A 15,841-nucleotide genomic window follows, 5' to 3' on the forward strand; every position below is an offset into this window, starting at 1 on the left:
GCGTGAAATGAGGATTGGGGATTGTTGGAGAATTTCAGGAAGTCACCGCGCCCTGCGCGGCGGAGGAGACGGTGTTGGCGTATTTCGCCATCACGCCGCGCTGATAACGCGGCACGGGCGGCGTCCAGCCTTGGCGGCGGTAGGTGAAGTCGACGGCCGCGACCTCGACGTGCAATTTGCGCGCAGCGACGTCGATCTCGATGATGTCGCCTTCGCGCACGAATGCGATCGCGCCACCCACGAACGCCTCGGGGGCGACGTGGCCGATGGACATGCCGCGCGTGGCGCCGGAGAAGCGCCCGTCGGTGAGCAACGCCACCGAGTCGGCGAGGCCGGCGCCCGCGAGTGCCGCGGTGACGCCGAGCATCTCGCGCATGCCGGGGCCACCCTTGGGACCTTCGTAGCGGATGACGACGACGTCGCCCGCCTTGATCTTCTGCGCCGTGGCCGCGGCCATGGCGTCCTCCTCGCAGTTGAACACGCGCGCCGGACCACGGTGCTTTTGCACGCTGCTGCCGGCGACCTTGAGCACGCAGCCTTCCTCGGCGAGATTGCCGCGAAGGATGACGAGGCCGCCATGCGGCTTGAAGGGCTTCTCGACCGAACGGATGACCTGCTGGCCAGGCGTCTCCGGCGCGTTCTTAACCTCCTCGGCGAGCGAACGGCCGGTGACGGTCGGACAACCGCCGGTGAGCATGTTGCCCTCGAGGAGACGGCGGAGCAGGAGCGTGATGCCGCCGGCGGCGTGCATCTCGGGTGCGGTGTAGAGGCCGCCCGGTTTGAGCGTGGCGATCGTCGGCGTCTGGTCGCTCAAGCGGTCGAAATCTTCGAGCGTGAGCGCCACGCCGACTTCGTGCGCGAGCGCGATGAGGTGCAGCACGGCGTTGGTCGAACCACCCGAAGCGGCGACCGCGCGGATGGCGTTCTCGAACGCGGGGCGGATGAATATCTGCGACGGACGCAGGTCGCGGCGCACGAGATCGACGGCGATCTCGCCGCAGCGGCGCGCGGCTTCGATTTTCTTCGGATCGACGGCGGGGATGCCGTTCAGGCCCGCGGGCGAGATGCCGATGGCCTCCATGACCGTCGCCATCGTGTTCGCCGTGAATTGTCCGCCGCATGAGCCGGCGGTCGGGCACGCGGCGTTCTCGACGCATTTGAATTCCTTTTCGTCGATCTTACCGGCGTTGAACGCGCCGACGGCCTCGAACACGTCCTGCACTGTGAGCGCCTTGCCGTGGTGGTCGCCGTGGTTGATCGAGCCGCCGTAGAGCGCCAGGCCGGGGATGTTGACGCGGGCGAGCGCCATCATGACGCCGGGGTTGGTCTTGTCGCAGCCGGAAAGGCAGACGAGGCCGTCGAGGTAATTGCCGCGCGCGACGAGTTCGATGGAATCGGCAATGACTTCGCGCGAGATGAGCGAGGTCTTCATGCCCTCGGTGCCCATCGTGATGCCGTCGGAGATGGAGACGGTGTTGAACTCCATCGGCGTGCCGCCCGCGGCGCGGACGCCGGCCTTCACGGCCTCAGCGAGTTCCCGCAGGTGGTAGTTGCATGGACCAATTTCGGTCCAGGTGTTCGCGATGCCGATTAGCGGCTTCTTGAGGTCCTCGTCGGTGAAGCCGACCGCCTTCAGCATGGCGCGCGCGGGCGCCCGGCTGACGCCCTCGGTGATCGCCCGGGAGTTCTTGCGCAGGTCTTCGCTCATGCGCGTGCAGCCCCCGTGGCGGGGCGGTTGAGGTGGTGGTTGGGGACTGTTTTCATTCGGAAAAAAGAAAGGCCACCCGGTTTGGGCGGCCTTTTCGGAACTTGGGAGATTTGAGTCTCTTTAGTTGTGCGAAAGCCGCCCGGTGGAGGGGGTAAGCAGAATGACGACCGCAATAATAAGCGCGGTGAAGAGGTGAAGGGAGAGCTTGGTGCTCGACGTCATTCGAAAAAAGAGACGGACGAATTTCTGCGGGTCAGAGGAGAATCGGTCAACGGCGGTCTTTCTTTATGACAGCACTCAGACCACGCGACGGATCACGAATAGCGACACGACGCTAACTGCCAGCCACAGAGTGATTCCCATGGCAAATGGCCGCCAGCCGACGGAGCGGAGGTTTTCCCGGGAGAGGCTCGCCCCAATGAGAAACAGCGTCACCGCGAGCCCCGCCTTGGCCGCGCTGACCCAGAATTGATACACTTGCACCCCCGCCGGGAACGCCGAGGCGAGCGCCGAGGCGGCGATGAACAACAGCACGAACCACGGGATCACCGCCTTCGCGCCGCGCTGCTTTTCCATCCAGGCCGCGACGGCGACCATCGGCAGAATCCACAGCGCCCGCGCCAACTTCACCGGCACCGCGATGGCGAGCGATGCCGCGGAGTATTTCGCCGCCGCGCCTACGACCGAGCTCGTGTCGTGAATCGCGATGGCCGACCAGTAACCGAATTGCTCCGGCGTCAGGCCGACGACGTGGCCGATCGCGGGAAACAGGAAAAGCGCCACGGCGTTCAGCACGAACACGCACCCGAGCGCGACCGACATCACTCCGGCCTCCGCGCCCAGCACCGGCCCCATCGCCGCGATCGCGCTGCCGCCGCAAATCGCTGTGCCAGTCGAGATGAGTTGCCCCGTGGTGCGCTCCACCGCGAACAGCCGGGCGAGCAACACCCCTAGACCGATCGTCGCCGCGAGCGTGAGCGCCGTCGTGACGACACCCGTCGAACCCGCCCTCACCACCGCGCTGAACTGGATGCCGAAGCCCAGACCCACGACCGACGCCTGCAACAGGTATTTCTGCACCTTCGCCGCGCGTTTCGCATCGGTGTTGCCCACAAAAATCGCAAAGACCAGTCCCGCGAACAGAGCCACGGGCGGTGTTACCCACGGCAGGGCGCACGCGACCGCGGCGAACCACAACGCTGGTGTTTTCCAAGTTGGCGAAGCCTCGGGCATCTCCCACGGTTGCCAGCATTCGCCCGGCAACTCCAGCCGGGAAACCATGCTGAACACAATAACATCGCACCCGATGCGCAAAATTCGTCATTTGCGCATATGCGCAAGTAGCCGGCCGCGCGCCCGCTCCGTCGCGTGAAAACCGACCTCTTCGACTACCCGCTCCCCGCGCACCTCATCGCGCAGACGCCCGCCGCGCAGCGCGACGCCTCGCGCCTGCTCGTTGTCCACCGTGCGGAGCACCGGATCGAGCACCGCCATTTTCACGAGATCGGCGACTACCTGCGCGCCGGCGACACGCTTTTCCGCAACAATGCCGCCGTCATCCCCGCGCGCCTGCACGCCCGCCGCCCGACCGGCGGTGTCGTCGAGTGCCTGCTGCTGCGCCCGGCCGTCAACGCGCACGACGAATGGTGGTGCCTGCTTCGCCCCGGCCGTAAACTGCCACCGGGCGAGACCTTCGGCTTGCCCGGGCAGTTCGCCGCCACCGTGCGCGAGAAAAACGCCGAGGGCCTGTTCCGGGTCGCCTTCGCCGGCGACGACGGCGCCGACATTCTCACCATCGCCAATCGCATCGGCGAGATGCCGCTCCCGCCTTACATCGCGGAGCGCGCGGATGATTCGGCGAAGGCTTTCGACCGCGAGCGCTACCAAACCGTCTACGCCGACCGTGCGCACCAAGTCGCCGCCGCCGCCCCGACCGCCGGCCTGCATTTCACGCCAGCGTTGCTCGATCAACTCGCCCGCGCCGGCGTCCGGTCCGCGGACGTCACGCTGCATGTCGGGCTCGGCACGTTCCGCCCGATCACAGCGGAAAATGTCGAGAACCACGTCATCCATCGCGAGCTCTACGAAGTCCCCGCCGCGACCCAGACCGCACTCTTCGCCGCCACCGCCGCCGGCCACGCCGCCGCACGCCGCATCGCCGTGGGCACGACTTCGCTGCGCACGCTCGAGGACTTCCGCCGCCGCCACGCCGCGCCGCTCGGCCGCGACTTCCTCGGCGAAGCCGACATCTACATCCACCCACCGGCGACCTTTGCCGCGACGGACGCGCTGATCACGAACTTCCACCAACCCCGCTCCACCCTGCTCTGCCTCGTCGCCGCTTTCCTCGCCCCCGGCCGCACGGACGGCATCGCGTGGTTCCGCGAGATCTACGCCGAAGCCGCCGCGCACGATTACCGCTTCCTCAGCTACGGCGACGCGATGCTGATCCTCTGAACGGCAGCCGCATTCCCCACGCGCCTTCCCGCAATTTGCCGTAATACGGCAAATTGCGCGCGGCCCTTCCCGAGTGCGCCACGGCAGGCTATGGACCGCACGACGCGGCGAAGAGCGCGGGCAAATAAATTAGTTGCAACCGCAACAAACTGCGCTACCCGTCTGCGTCCTCAACCACTGAACCACATGAAACGCCTCCTTACCCTTGTTGCCACGCTCGCTCTCGTCGTCGCCGTCCGCGCCGACGCCGTCACCTACAAGATCGACCCGGTCCACTCCTCGGTCGGCTTCAGCCTCCGCCACCTCGTCTCGAAGTTCTCCGCCAGCTTCACCAAGGTCGAGGGTGCCGTCACCTTCGACGCCGCCGCGCCCGAAGCGAGCAGCGTCGAGGCCACGGTCAGCATCGGCTCTGTCAGCACCGCCAACGAGAAACGCGAAGGCCACCTGAAGAGCCCCGACTTCTTCGATGAGGCCAAGTTCCCCACCGCCACCTTCAAGTCCACCGCGTGGAAGAAGACCGGCGAAAACACCTTCGACGTCGCCGGCGATCTCACGATCAAGGGCGTCACCAAGCCCGTCACCCTGCAGGTCACGCTCCTCGGCACCGGCCCCGGCATGGGCGGCGCGACCGTCTCCGGCTGGGAAGCCACCACGAAGATCAATCGCAACGACTTCGGCGTCTCCTACGGTCCGAAGATCCTCGGCGACGAAGTCACGCTCAACATCGCGATCGAGGCCGGCCACAAACCCGCCGCCGCCGCGAAGAGCTGAGCGCCTCGCAAATTTTCCACGTAATTCCGGACGGCCGCGAGGCCGTCCTTTCTTTTTGGCCGCGCCTTGCTACGTTCCGCCGCGTGACCGCCGACGAGCTCCAACACCTGATCGAAGACGCCACCTTCGACTACACCATGGGCGACAACGACGCCGCCCTCGCCAAGCTCGCGCGCGCCACCGCCGCGGCGCCCGACTCGTTCGCCGCCTGGCACGCCGCCGCGGAAATCAACTTCGGCTTGCGCCGCTTCGACGACGCGCTCCGCGCCGCCGAGCAAGCGCACCGCCTGCAGCCCGACGACCTCTTCATCAACACCACCCTCTCGCGCGTCTGGATGGAAAAAGGCGACAAGGCCAAAGCCGAACACTTCGGCGCGCAGGCCAAGATCGCGAGTTGGAAGGATCAGCTGAAAAACCCCGCCGCACACCAAGGCGGCCTGTAAACCCGCCTCTGCCGGCGCACCTTCCTCGGTCGCCTGACATCGATCGGAAGCCGCAGGCAGCGAGCTTGCTCGCACCAAACCTCCCGCGACTCGGGGCAACGTCGGTCGACACGCGTCCGGTAGCCTCACCTCGTCCGCCTCGATTGCATGGGTCCGGCTTGGCCGGGCGAAAGTTGCCGGATGCCCGGCGCACGGCGCACGGCGCACCGCGCTCAAATCCGCCGCTCGATCACCGCGCCGGACGGATCCTTGAAACGGAGCGCACGCGTCTCGGCGTTGTAGCCTTCGAGCACGACGCCGAGATTCAGTTCGACGACATCGCCGAACGTATACGCGCTCGCGCCGATCAACACGCGCGGCTGACCGGTCAGACGCGCCCCGCCGATCTTCACCGCCTTCAACCAGCGCGCGAAAGCCACGCTCGGCTTCGGCGAACCGGCTGGCACCACGAATTCGCCGTCGCTGCCGAGCAGCACCGCGATTGCGTCGCGCTTTGGCCTGCTTGTCGCTTCCGGCTCTGGTGCGACCGGTGGTGCCACCACGGGTTTCGGCACCGCATCCACGGCGGCATTCGGGTCATCGAGCATCTTCTCGACGAGATCGTAGGCCGCCTTGTGCTTTTCACCGGCGTCCTTGATCGTCGCCTTCGCCTGCTTCAGCGCAGTGAACGGCGTTGGCATCGCCGAGGAACTGGACGCCGCGCCCGCCGTCTTGTCCTCGGCCGCACGCGCCGCCACCGGCGGTGGCGGACTCTCGAGTTTCGCGCGCTGGATGCGGTTATATTGAAAAATGCCGGCCACGCATCCGACGAGCAGGATCACGGTCGAGCCCGTCCACCAGCGCACCCGCGGCTGTTTCGGAGTGTTGAACTCGAAAGGCGTCGCCGTGCTGGAAAACGGCGCGGCGCTCGTCCCCACGACAAACGGCGGCGTGGTCGCCATCGGCGCGGGCATGGGCGGGATCGTCGCATCCGCGCCGGTGAGCAGCACCCGCGCTTGGGCGGTCAGCGCCGGATTCGCCGCGATCGGCGTCCGCGGGCCGCTCGGTGGCGCCGCGGGAACGCTCGGGCGCGGTGCCTCTTCCGGTTTTTCTTCCGCCGGCACGATGCGCACGCGCGCCTTCTTCGTCGGCGGATCGACCACACAGGAAAACGGAATCTGCGAAATCGCCGGCCGCTCTTCCGGCACGAACGGCGTCGCCGTCGCGGACGACACCAGCCGGTTCACCACGGGCGGCGGCACGGGCGGCCAACTCCCGCCCGCCGGCGGCGACGCCCCCGCCGAACTCGCGTCTTGCGGTTGCGGAGGTGATTGATCGCCCGAGGTTTGGCCCACGCCCGAGACTGCACGGGAAAACACCCTAGTCATCAAGGCAATTCTCGCTCAGGCGCGTCCCGGGCCGCTCGGGCCGCCCGTTGACACGCGCCCGCGCGCCTCCCTACCCTCCGCACCTTATGGATCGTCCCGCCTACCTGCTCGAGTTCGAGAAGCCGCTCCGCGAACTGGAAAAACAGCTCGACGCGCTGCACCAGCAATCGCTGGAGAACAACATCGACATGTCCGCCGAGCTGGCGGCCATCGAGCAGAAGATCGACGTCACCCGCCGCGAAATCTACTCCAGCCTCACGCCGTGGCAGCGCGTCCAAGTCGCCCGCCACCCGAAGCGCCCCTACGCGCTCGATTACGTCGCGGCGCTGTGCACGGATTTCCAGGAGCTGCACGGCGACCGGCAATTCAGGGACGACCAGGCGCTCATCGGTGGCACCGCCTTCTTCGAAGGCCGCGCCGTCATGATCATCGCCCAGCAGAAGGGCCGCGACGCCAAAGAGAACATCATTCGCAATTTCGGCATGCCCCAGCCTGAAGGCTACCGCAAGGCCCTCCGTCTGATGAAACTCGCGGAAAAATTCGGCCTGCCTGTCCTCACCTTCGTCGACACGATGGGTGCCTATCCTGGCGTCGAGTCCGAGGCCCGCCACGTCTCCGAAGCCATTGCCGTCAATCTCCGCGAAATGGCCCTGCTCAAGGTGCCGTCCATCGCGGTCGTCGTGGGCGAAGGCGGCTCCGGCGGCGCGCTCGGCATCGCTGTCACCGACCGCGTGCTCATTTTCGAAAACGCCTACTACTCGGTCATCTCGCCCGAAGGCTGCGCCGCCATCCTCTGGAAGGACCGCGTGCACGCCCCGAAGGCCGCCGAGGCGCTGAAGCTCAACGCCGCCAACCTCAAGGAGCTCGGCGTCGTCGACGAAGTCATCCCCGAGCCGCTCGGCGGTGCGCATAACGACCCGGCCGCCGCCGCCGCCGCGCTCAAGGACGCCTTCAAACGCCACCTCGACGAGCTGCTCGAAAAATCCGAGGACGAACTCCTCGACGGCCGCTACGAGCGCTACCGCGAACTCGGCCAATACCGCGAAGTCGCGACGAAGTGAGCAGCGGGGCTCAAGCCGCGCGCACCGCCTCCCAGCGCGCCCTCGCCGGCGCGAGCTGGATGGTCCTCGCGGGCATCGCTTTTGCGCTCCTCAACGTGGCCACCCAATGGCTCACGATGCGCCTCTCGCTCGCGTCGACTGCCGTGGCGTTCTGGCAATACGCCTTCGCGCTCGCACTCTCGCTGCCGTTGTTGCGCAAACTCGGCCTCGGCGCGATGCGCACGTCGCGACCGATCTACCACCTCGTGCGCGTCGCGCTCGCCGCGCTCGGGGTGCAAGCCTGGGTCGCTGGTCTGGCCCACGTCCCAATCTGGCAGGCCATCGCCTTGGTCATGACGTCGCCCTTCTTCATCATCGTGGGCGCGCGGCTCTTTCTGCACGAGAAAGTCGGCGCGATGCGCTGGCTCGCCACGAGCCTGGGCTTCGCCGGCGTGATGATCATCCTGCAACCGTGGTCCGACGCATTCACGACCTACAGCCTGCTGCCCATCGCCGCCGCCCTGCTCTGGGGCGTGGCCTCGCTGATGATGAAGCGCCTTACCCATCAGGAGCGCCCGGAAACCATCACGGTTTGGCTGCTGCTGCTGTTGACCCCGCTCAACGGCCTGCTCGCACTCGGCACCGGCGGCGGACTCGCCTTGCCGACTGGCACGGCGTTCGCGCTTCTCCTCGTCGCGGGCGTGTTGACGGCCGCCGGCCAACATTTCCTGACGCTCGCCTACTCGGTCGCCGACGCGGCTTACGTGCAACCCTTCGACGACCTGAAGCTGCCGCTGAACGTGTTGGCGGGATGGATTTTCTTCGGCTACGCCCCGAGCGGCTACCTCTGGCTCGGTGCCGCGCTGATTCTCAGCGCCTCGCTCCTCATGCTCACGCACGAGCTGCGACAGACCAAAGTCGCCGCGAAGTAATGTTAGGGTGCGGACTCCGCGCCTAGGATAAGCTAACGCGCGGAAACTGTGGGAGCGACCTTGGTCGCGACTGTCGCGCGCAAGCACGCTCCCACACCCGGACGCCCTGAACACTACCGGCACCTGCACCGGCATTCGTGGCAGGCAGGATGCCTGCGCTACTCTCTCACGCAGCGAGATACGGGAGCTTCTTCGCGGTCTCCTTCACGGCCGGGATGCCGTCGAGGAGCTCGCCGATGGCGTCCCAGCGACCGTTCACGAGCGCGTCGCGCGCGCTGTCGCGCTGCGTGATCGGCACGCTCGCGCCGCCGAAGCGCACTTCGAGCTTCGCGAGATCGATCGTGATCTCGGCCGACGGATTCGCCTGCACGAAGGCGGCGATCTGCGCGATGTCTTCGCGCTTCGCGCTGACGCAGGGCATGCCGAGCGTCGTGCTGTTGCCGAAGAAAATCTCGGCGAAGTTTTCCGCGATCACGGCCTTGAACCCGTATTTCTGGATCGCCTGCGGCGCGTGCTCGCGGGAGGAGCCGCAGCCGAAGTTCGCGCCGGAGAGGAGAATCGTCGCGCCTTGGTAGCGCGGCTCGTTGAGCGGGTGCGCGGCCTTGGAGCCGTCCGGGTTGTGACGGACGTCGTGGAAGAGGAATTCGCCGAGACCGTCGAACGTGACGCACTTCATGAAGCGCGCCGGGATGATGCGGTCGGTGTCGATGTCGTTGCCGGGCACGGAAACCGCGCGGCCGGTGACGGAGGAGATTTTGGCGAGAGCCATAGGACTAGTTTAAGTTGAGAGTTTAAGTTTAAGTTGCGCCGGTCAGCTAAGCGGGAAGCGGAAGTCGGTGACTTAAACTTCAACTTTCCACTTCAACCGGAGGTTTGCGCGGTCAGTTGACCGCGAAAACCTCCCTCGCGTCCGCGACGGTGCCGGTGACGGCGGCGGCGGCGACCATCACGGGGCTCATGAGGATCGTGCGGCCGGTGACGGAGCCTTGGCGGCCCTTGAAGTTGCGGTTCGACGAGCTGGCGCAGAGCTGATCGCCGACGAGTTTGTCGGGATTCATCGCGAGACACATCGAGCAACCGGCGCCGCGCCACTCGAATCCGGCTTCGGCGAGGACCTTATCAATGCCTTCCTTTTCGCACTGGAGCGCGACGATCTGCGAGCCGGGCACGGCGATGGCCTTCACGCCGGGGGCGACGCGCTTGCCTTTGACGTATTTGGCGACCTCGCGGAAGTCCGAAAGGCGGCCGTTGGTGCACGAACCGAGGAACGCGACGTCGATCTTCGTGCCCTTGATGGGCGCGCCGGCGGGGAGCTTCATGTAGGCGAGCGCCTCGATGATGCCGGCCTTGTCGTCGGCCGAGGTGGCGGTGTCCGGGCTCGGGATGTTTTCGGAAATCGAGATACCTTGGCCGGGATTGATGCCCCAGGTGACGGTCGGCGCGATGTCGGCAGCGTCGATCTTCACGACGTCGTCGTAACGACAGCCGGCGTCGCTCGCGAAAGACTTCCAGTTCGCCACCGCGGCGTCCCAAGCGGCGCCCGTCGGCGAATAAGGACGGCCCTTCAAGTAGGCGAAGGTGGTTTCGTCGGGATTCACGTAGCCGACGCGCGCGCCGCCTTCGATGGACATGTTGCACACGGTCATGCGCTCTTCCATCGAGAAGCCGTCGAACACGCTGCCGGCATACTCGTAGGCGAAGCCCGTGCCGCCATTCACGCCGAGCGCGCGAATGATGTGGAGAATGACGTCCTTCGCGTAGACGCCGGCGCGGAGTTTGCCGTTCACCTCGATGCGGCGAACTTTCAACTGGCCGAGCGCCATCGTCTGCGTGGCGAGCACGTCGCGCACCTGCGAGGTGCCGATGCCGAACGCGATCGCGCCGAACGCGCCGTGCGTGCTCGTGTGCGAATCGCCGCACGCGATCGTGGTGCCGGGCTGCGTGATGCCCTGCTCGGGACCGACGATGTGCACGACGCCCTGCTTGCCGCTGGCGCGGTCGAAGAACGTGATGCCGAACTGCGCGCAGTTTTTCCGCAGTTCATCCATCATCGCCTGCGCGAGCGGATCGGCGTAGGGCTCGACGAGCTGGTCGGTCGGCACGATATGGTCCACCGTGGCGAACGTGCGGTGCGGCATCAGCACCGGAAGCCCGAGGTCGCGCAACATGCCGAAGGCCTGCGGCGAGGTGACTTCGTGGATGAGGTGCGTGCCGATGAGCAGCTGCGTCTGGCCGTTGGCCAGTTTTCGGACGGCGTGGGCGTCCCAGACTTTTTCGAAGAGCGATTTCGGGGCGGACATGGTGGGAAAGGCGCGGAGCTTACCAGCTTCTTGCCATAACCGGAAATACCTCTTTCATCACGATTGATGCCTCGCGAGTATCAATATCCCTTCGAGCTGCGCCACCTCGTCTACTTCCGCGAGGTCGCGCGCCAGCTCCACTACCGCAAGGCCGCCGAGTCGCTCGCCATCGCGCAGCCGGCGCTCTCGCGCACGATTTCACAGCTCGAACTCTCGCTCGGGGTCGATCTCCTCAACCGCACGCAGCGCCGCGTCGAGCTGACGGCGGCCGGCAAGGCCCTGCTTGAGCGCATCGAGCCGCTGCTGCGCGCGCTCGCGGCCGTGCCGGGAGACATCCAGGCGCTCGCGGGCGGCCAGGCCGGCCATGTGCGCGTGGCATTCACGGGCCTGGCCATGGCGACCGTGTTGCCAGGCATCTTGCGCGAGTTTAATCGCCGCTATCCCGGCGTGCGCGTGGAGCTGAACGAATCTCCAACATCCGCGCAGCTCGAGTCATTGAAAGCCGGCGAGATCGCGTGCGGTTTCTTCCACCCCGACGAGCAGACGCCCGCCGGACTGCGCACGAAGGTGCTGCTGCGGGAGAAGAACGGCGTGCTCCTTCCCGGCGACCATCCGCTCGCACGCGCGAAGGCACTCCGGCTGCGAGACCTCGCCGGCACGCCGTTCGTGATGTTCCCGCGCGCGCACAATCCCGGCTTCTACGACCGCGTGCTGGCGGCGTTCCAGCAGGCGAACGTGACGCCGCGCATCGCCGACGAGGTCTGGCCGCGCGCCAACGCCATCGGCCTCGTGCGCGCCGGACTCGGCGCCACCTTCATGTGCCCCTCGGAGGCGCGCCAACTGCCGGGCGAGGTCAGCTTCCGCCCGCTCAGCGGCCCGGCGCCGGAAAGCCGCCTCGTGCTCGGCTGGCGCAAGGACGCCCCGCCTGAGCCGGCACTGAACGCCTTTCTGCTCGTCGCCGGAGCCGAGGTGTCACGGCCGGGGCGAATGCCACCAGGCGCGCCGGAGTGAAATGCCACCACCTTTGAGCGGGGTAGTTTACGCCGAAGGCGAAGTTGTGCTTCGCCGGAGGGGTAATGAACCGCATCAAAGTGAACCTCCAACAGTCGATAATAGTGCTGGCCGAGCGCGGCTGGTCGAAGCGTCGGATCGCCCGAGAGCTGAAGGTGGACCGTCGGACGGTGGATCGGCACGTGGCGGCAAATGCCGCCACGAACCCCGCCCTCGGCTCGGCCGGCGCGGGGCCGCCGGCTGGAGACGACGCTGGGGGTGAGCCAAATGCCGCCACGAACCCCGGCGTCGGCTCCGAGTCGTGGTCAAATGCCGCCAGTAACCCCGGCGTCGGCTCGCGGCCGGGGCCGGCGAGTCGGTGCGCGCCGTATGAGGCGTCCATCCGGGAGGCGGTGGAGGCGGGGCTGACGGCGAAGCGCATCCATCAGGACCTGCGTGAGCGGGGCTTCGCCGGCGGCTACAGTGCGGTCAAGCTGTTCGTCTCGCGGCTGCGGCTGACGGTCGAGTTGCCGCACCGGCGGATGGAGTGCGAGCCGGGCGCGGAGATGCAGTTTGATTTTGGCCAAGGGGCGTGGGTGCGCAGCGAAGTCCGGCGTCGCCGACCGCATCTGTTCCGAGCGGTGCTCTCGCACTCGCGCAAAGGCTACAGCGAAGTGGTCTGGCGACAGGACACCGAGACGGTGATCCGTTGCCTGGAAAACGCCTTCCGCGCCATCGGCGGGGTGCCGGCGACGATCGTGCCGGACAACATGAAGGCCGCGGTGATCGAGGCCGACTGGTTTGATCCGGAACTCAATCCGAAGCTGCGGGAGTTTTGCGCGCATTACGGCACGGCGTTGCTGCCGACGCGGCCGGCGAAGCCGGAGCACAAGGGCAAGGTCGAGGCCGGCGTCAAATATGCCCAGAACAACGCGCTCAAGGGTCGTGAGTTTGAGAGTCTCGCCGCGCAGAACGCGTTCCTCACCGACTGGGAGCGCACAGTCGCCGACACGCGCATCCACGGGACGATCCGCCAACAGGTCGGACGCTACTTCCTAGAAGCCGAGCGCGGCGCGTTGCGGCCGTTGCCGGCGAGCCTGTTCCCGTGCTTCGAGGAGGCGAAGCGCACGGTGCATCGCGACGGACACGTGGCGTTCCGCCAATCGTATTACTCCGCGCCGCCGGAGTATGTCGGCCGCGAGGTGTGGGTGCGGGCGGAGGCGCGATTGGTGCGAGTGTTCAACGTGCGCATGGAGCCGATCGCGGTGCATGCGCGAGCGGAGCCGGGACGCTTCGCGACGGCGGCGGCGCACCTGCACAGCCGCAAACGCTCCGTCGTCGAGCGCGGCGCCGAGTATCTGTTGGAACGCTGTCGGTTGATCGGCCCGCACACCGGCGCGTGGGCCGAGGGCATGTTCCGTAATCGCGGCCCCATCGGATTGCGCATTATGCAGGGATTGCTGGCGCTGGCGCGCGAGCACCCGGTGGCGGAGTTGGAACGCGCATGTGGTCGCGCCGTGCATCTCGGGCGCTGGCGCCTGCGTGAGGTGCGTGAACTCACCCAACCCGACGAGCACGTCGTGCAGATCGACTTCCTGCAATCCCACCCGCTCATCCGCGACCTGCGGCATTACCAGATCGAACCATGAACCAACTCCATCAACTCCTGCATGAACTCCGACTCTCCGGCTTGCGCGAGACGTTGTCCGTGCGGCTGCAAGAAGCCGCCGCCAATCGACTCGCACCCGAAGAGTTTTTGACCCTCGTGCTTCAGGACGAAGTCAACGTGCGCCAGCAGCGCCAGATCCAGCGTCGGGTGAAGCTCGCCGACTTCAACCGGCTCAAGCCGCTCGATGAGTTTGATTGGCGCTTCAATCCTTCGATCTCCCGCAAGCAGATCTACGAACTGGCGGCCGGGCACTTTATCCGCGCGAAAACCGACGTGCTGTTCATCGGACCGCCCGGCGTCGGCAAAAGTCACTTGGCCCAGGCGATCGGCTACGAGGCGATCAAGCAGGGCTTCGTCGTGTGCTATCGCTCGATCTTCGACCTCGTGCGCGACTTCCTCGCCGAGGACGCGCTCGCGCAGCGCGATCGCGTCCTGCGCGGCTACATCAAACCTGATCTGCTCATCATCGACGACATGGGCCTGCGCGCTTTGCCGAAGCACTCCGGCGAGTATCTGCTCGAAGTCATCATGCGCCGCTATGAAACGCGCTCCACGATCATGACCAGCAACCGACCGCTCGAAGACTGGGGCAAGTTGCTCCAGGACGTGCCCACCGCCGGCGCCGTCCTCGACCGCTTCCTGCATCACGCCACCGTCATCGCCATCACCGGCGAGAGTTACCGCTTGAAGGACGCCGCCGCCGGCAAAGTGAAGTCCAAGTGACAACCCAACCCCTCTCACCCCGCGCTCTCCCCAAGGAGAGCGAGCCCCTCCCGCGAACCGTCCCGGTTCGCTCCGCCAGCTCGCGTGCGAGCGCTTTAACCTTGTCCCACCTCACCGATCCTTCATGAGCAATCCACTCGCTTAGGGGTGGTGGCGTTTAACCCCGGCGCGCGTGGCGGCATTTAACCCCGGCGGTGACACCGAGGCGAATTGAGTCAGGTCAGGCGCGCGATGCCATACGCGCGAATGCACCGCGCTGCTTCGCCGCGCGGCATTGCATCCTGCCGCCCAGTCGGACTGACCGACGAAGCACGGACCGCGCATCCTTGAACCGATCGCTTCGCTGCTCTCAAATTGCCTGCCCCTCGCCCCGATGAGTCCGAACCCCGCGCTCCGCATGCTGCTCGTGCTGGTCATGGCCGGCATTGCCGTAGGGGAGATGCGCGGCGACGACCACGTGGTGGTCAGTGCGCGGGCCGACGATAGCTACACGCAACGCAAATTCGGCGGCGACAAAGTGCGCCCCGAGAGCTACGTCTTCGGCGAAGGCAGTTACTTCGGCGGCATCACGGCCGACGGCTCGCTCGACCGCATGAAATTCCGGCAAGTCGTCGAGGCGCTCGCCCCGGAATTGGCGCGACAGCAATACTGGCCCGCGAAGGATCTCGGCGCCGCGGACTTGTTGCTCGTGGTCCACTGGGGTGTCACGACGCCCCATCAATCGCTGCGCGATGCTCAGAACATCACCACCCTATCGTTCGACCCGCGCGACACTCCGCACATCGAATCCACCGCATCCGACCAGCTGTTCAAAGATCCCGCACCAGCCAACGACAACGGCGGGGCAGGCGATCCGTCGCCGGGGGAAATAGCCGCCTCGCTGCGCGAAACCGAAATCTCGCCCAGTTTCGAGACGATCAAGGGTTTCAACGACGAGGCCGCGCGTAACTTCAGCGAGGCGAGCAACGCGCAATTGCTCGGCTACACGAAGTCGCTGCGCCAGCTCGGTGCCAAGGCCTTCGGCAGCGCCGAGGAGGACACGCTGCGCGCCGATCTCACCAGCGAGCGCTACCTCGTCATCGTCTGCGCCTACGATTTGAAGACGCCCCTTCAACCCGGCCAGAAGCGTCGCCCCGTCTGGGTGGCGCACCTGAACATCCGCGCCGCCGGCACCAATTTTTCGATCGCACTGAACCGCATGGGACAGGTGGGCGCCAATTTCTTCGGCCGAACCACAGGTGCCCCGACCACGATGCAAGCCAAGGTCCGCCAAGGCCACGCGACTCCGGGCGAGCTGATCATCCTCGGCATCGAAGAGCCGACGACCAAGCCGGTGAAAAAATAGCCCCGCCGGCTTCGCGCCGGCGGATTCGTTTGCGTCCGCGAGTCCGACGGAAAGCGCGGTCACCACGCAGGCGCCCACGCCCGCCGCCGCAGGCCA

Annotated in this window: 14 protein-coding genes; 9 read left to right on the forward strand and 5 right to left on the reverse strand. The window is 66.5% G+C overall.

The annotated features are described in order from the left end of the window. Positions 1–34 precede the first annotated feature (34 nt). Positions 35–1,708 (reverse strand): dihydroxy-acid dehydratase, encoded by a 1,674-nt coding sequence (gene ilvD, locus KF715_06330; GenBank protein MBX3736282.1) that lies wholly within the window; start codon positions 1,706–1,708, stop codon positions 35–37. 297 nt (positions 1,709–2,005) lie between these two features. Next, on the reverse strand, positions 2,006–2,989 hold the full coding sequence (locus KF715_06335; protein ID MBX3736283.1) for a putative sulfate exporter family transporter: 984 nt from the start codon (positions 2,987–2,989) through the stop codon (positions 2,006–2,008). An 87-nt stretch (positions 2,990–3,076) separates the two neighbouring features. Here KF715_06335 and queA point away from each other — a divergent pair, with 87 nt between their 5' ends. The 3 genes from queA to KF715_06350 all read left to right on the forward strand — a co-directional run bounded on the left by queA (position 3,077) and on the right by KF715_06350 (position 5,379). Beyond that, positions 3,077–4,165, forward strand: coding sequence for a tRNA preQ1(34) S-adenosylmethionine ribosyltransferase-isomerase QueA (queA, locus tag KF715_06340; protein ID MBX3736284.1), 1,089 nt, complete (start codon positions 3,077–3,079; stop codon positions 4,163–4,165). Between the two features lie 186 nt (positions 4,166–4,351). Continuing rightward, positions 4,352–4,936 carry a YceI family protein gene (locus KF715_06345; GenBank protein MBX3736285.1) on the forward strand — a complete coding sequence of 195 codons (585 nt, stop codon included), beginning with the start codon at positions 4,352–4,354 and terminating at the stop codon, positions 4,934–4,936. Positions 4,937–5,019: 83 nt separating this feature from the next. Then, positions 5,020–5,379: a hypothetical protein gene (locus KF715_06350; GenBank protein MBX3736286.1), complete on the forward strand. Its 360-nt coding sequence runs from the start codon at positions 5,020–5,022 to the stop codon at positions 5,377–5,379. A 212-nt stretch (positions 5,380–5,591) separates the two neighbouring features. On the opposite strand, the gene KF715_06355 is transcribed toward KF715_06350, so the two are convergent. Beyond that, complete coding sequence (locus KF715_06355; protein MBX3736287.1) at positions 5,592–6,620, reverse strand: hypothetical protein; 1,029 nt, start codon at positions 6,618–6,620, stop codon at positions 5,592–5,594. 212 nt (positions 6,621–6,832) lie between these two features. Between KF715_06355 and KF715_06360 the strand changes: the two genes are divergently transcribed. Then, complete coding sequence (locus tag KF715_06360) at positions 6,833–7,807, forward strand: acetyl-CoA carboxylase carboxyltransferase subunit alpha (protein ID MBX3736288.1); 975 nt, start codon at positions 6,833–6,835, stop codon at positions 7,805–7,807. After that, positions 7,804–8,718, forward strand: coding sequence for a DMT family transporter (locus KF715_06365; protein ID MBX3736289.1), 915 nt, complete (start codon positions 7,804–7,806; stop codon positions 8,716–8,718). Before KF715_06360 ends, KF715_06365 begins: the two co-directional genes overlap by 4 nt. Before the next feature lie 166 nt (positions 8,719–8,884). Here KF715_06365 and leuD read toward each other — a convergent pair whose 3' ends face one another. Continuing rightward, on the reverse strand, positions 8,885–9,487 hold the full coding sequence (gene leuD / locus KF715_06370; GenBank protein ID MBX3736290.1) for a 3-isopropylmalate dehydratase small subunit: 603 nt from the start codon (positions 9,485–9,487) through the stop codon (positions 8,885–8,887). Positions 9,488–9,599: 112 nt separating this feature from the next. Next, positions 9,600–11,018 (reverse strand): 3-isopropylmalate dehydratase large subunit, encoded by a 1,419-nt coding sequence (leuC, locus tag KF715_06375; GenBank protein ID MBX3736291.1) that lies wholly within the window; start codon positions 11,016–11,018, stop codon positions 9,600–9,602. 66 nt (positions 11,019–11,084) lie between these two features. Here leuC and KF715_06380 point away from each other — a divergent pair, with 66 nt between their 5' ends. The 4 genes from KF715_06380 to KF715_06395 all read left to right on the forward strand — a co-directional run bounded on the left by KF715_06380 (position 11,085) and on the right by KF715_06395 (position 15,745). After that, complete coding sequence (locus tag KF715_06380; protein MBX3736292.1) at positions 11,085–12,029, forward strand: LysR family transcriptional regulator; 945 nt, start codon at positions 11,085–11,087, stop codon at positions 12,027–12,029. Between the two features lie 65 nt (positions 12,030–12,094). Continuing rightward, entirely contained in the window at positions 12,095–13,657 is a 1,563-nt protein-coding gene (istA, locus tag KF715_06385; protein MBX3736293.1) for an IS21 family transposase, read from the forward strand. Beyond that, complete coding sequence (gene istB, locus KF715_06390) at positions 13,654–14,400, forward strand: IS21-like element helper ATPase IstB (GenBank protein MBX3736294.1); 747 nt, start codon at positions 13,654–13,656, stop codon at positions 14,398–14,400. Before istA ends, istB begins: the two co-directional genes overlap by 4 nt. Positions 14,401–14,773: 373 nt before the next feature. Beyond that, positions 14,774–15,745 carry a hypothetical protein gene (locus KF715_06395; protein MBX3736295.1) on the forward strand — a complete coding sequence of 324 codons (972 nt, stop codon included), beginning with the start codon at positions 14,774–14,776 and terminating at the stop codon, positions 15,743–15,745. Positions 15,746–15,841 lie beyond the last annotated feature (96 nt).

Source organism: Candidatus Didemnitutus sp., from assembly GCA_019634575.1.
Taxonomy (GTDB): Bacteria; Verrucomicrobiota; Verrucomicrobiia; order Opitutales; family Opitutaceae; genus Didemnitutus.

Coding starts and splice junctions, on each gene's coding strand:
- ilvD (MBX3736282.1), bottom strand. CDS start 1,708: ATGAGCGAAGACCTGCGCAAGAACTCCCGGGCGATCACCGAGGGCGTC.
- KF715_06335 (MBX3736283.1), bottom strand. CDS start 2,989: ATGGTTTCCCGGCTGGAGTTGCCGGGCGAATGCTGGCAACCGTGGGAG.
- KF715_06345 (MBX3736285.1), top strand. CDS start 4,352: ATGAAACGCCTCCTTACCCTTGTTGCCACGCTCGCTCTCGTCGTCGCC.
- KF715_06360 (MBX3736288.1), top strand. CDS start 6,833: ATGGATCGTCCCGCCTACCTGCTCGAGTTCGAGAAGCCGCTCCGCGAA.
- leuD (MBX3736290.1), bottom strand. CDS start 9,487: ATGGCTCTCGCCAAAATCTCCTCCGTCACCGGCCGCGCGGTTTCCGTG.
- leuC (MBX3736291.1), bottom strand. CDS start 11,018: ATGTCCGCCCCGAAATCGCTCTTCGAAAAAGTCTGGGACGCCCACGCC.
- KF715_06380 (MBX3736292.1), top strand. CDS start 11,085: ATGCCTCGCGAGTATCAATATCCCTTCGAGCTGCGCCACCTCGTCTAC.
- istA (MBX3736293.1), top strand. CDS start 12,095: ATGAACCGCATCAAAGTGAACCTCCAACAGTCGATAATAGTGCTGGCC.
- istB (MBX3736294.1), top strand. CDS start 13,654: ATGAACCAACTCCATCAACTCCTGCATGAACTCCGACTCTCCGGCTTG.
- KF715_06395 (MBX3736295.1), top strand. CDS start 14,774: ATGAGTCCGAACCCCGCGCTCCGCATGCTGCTCGTGCTGGTCATGGCC.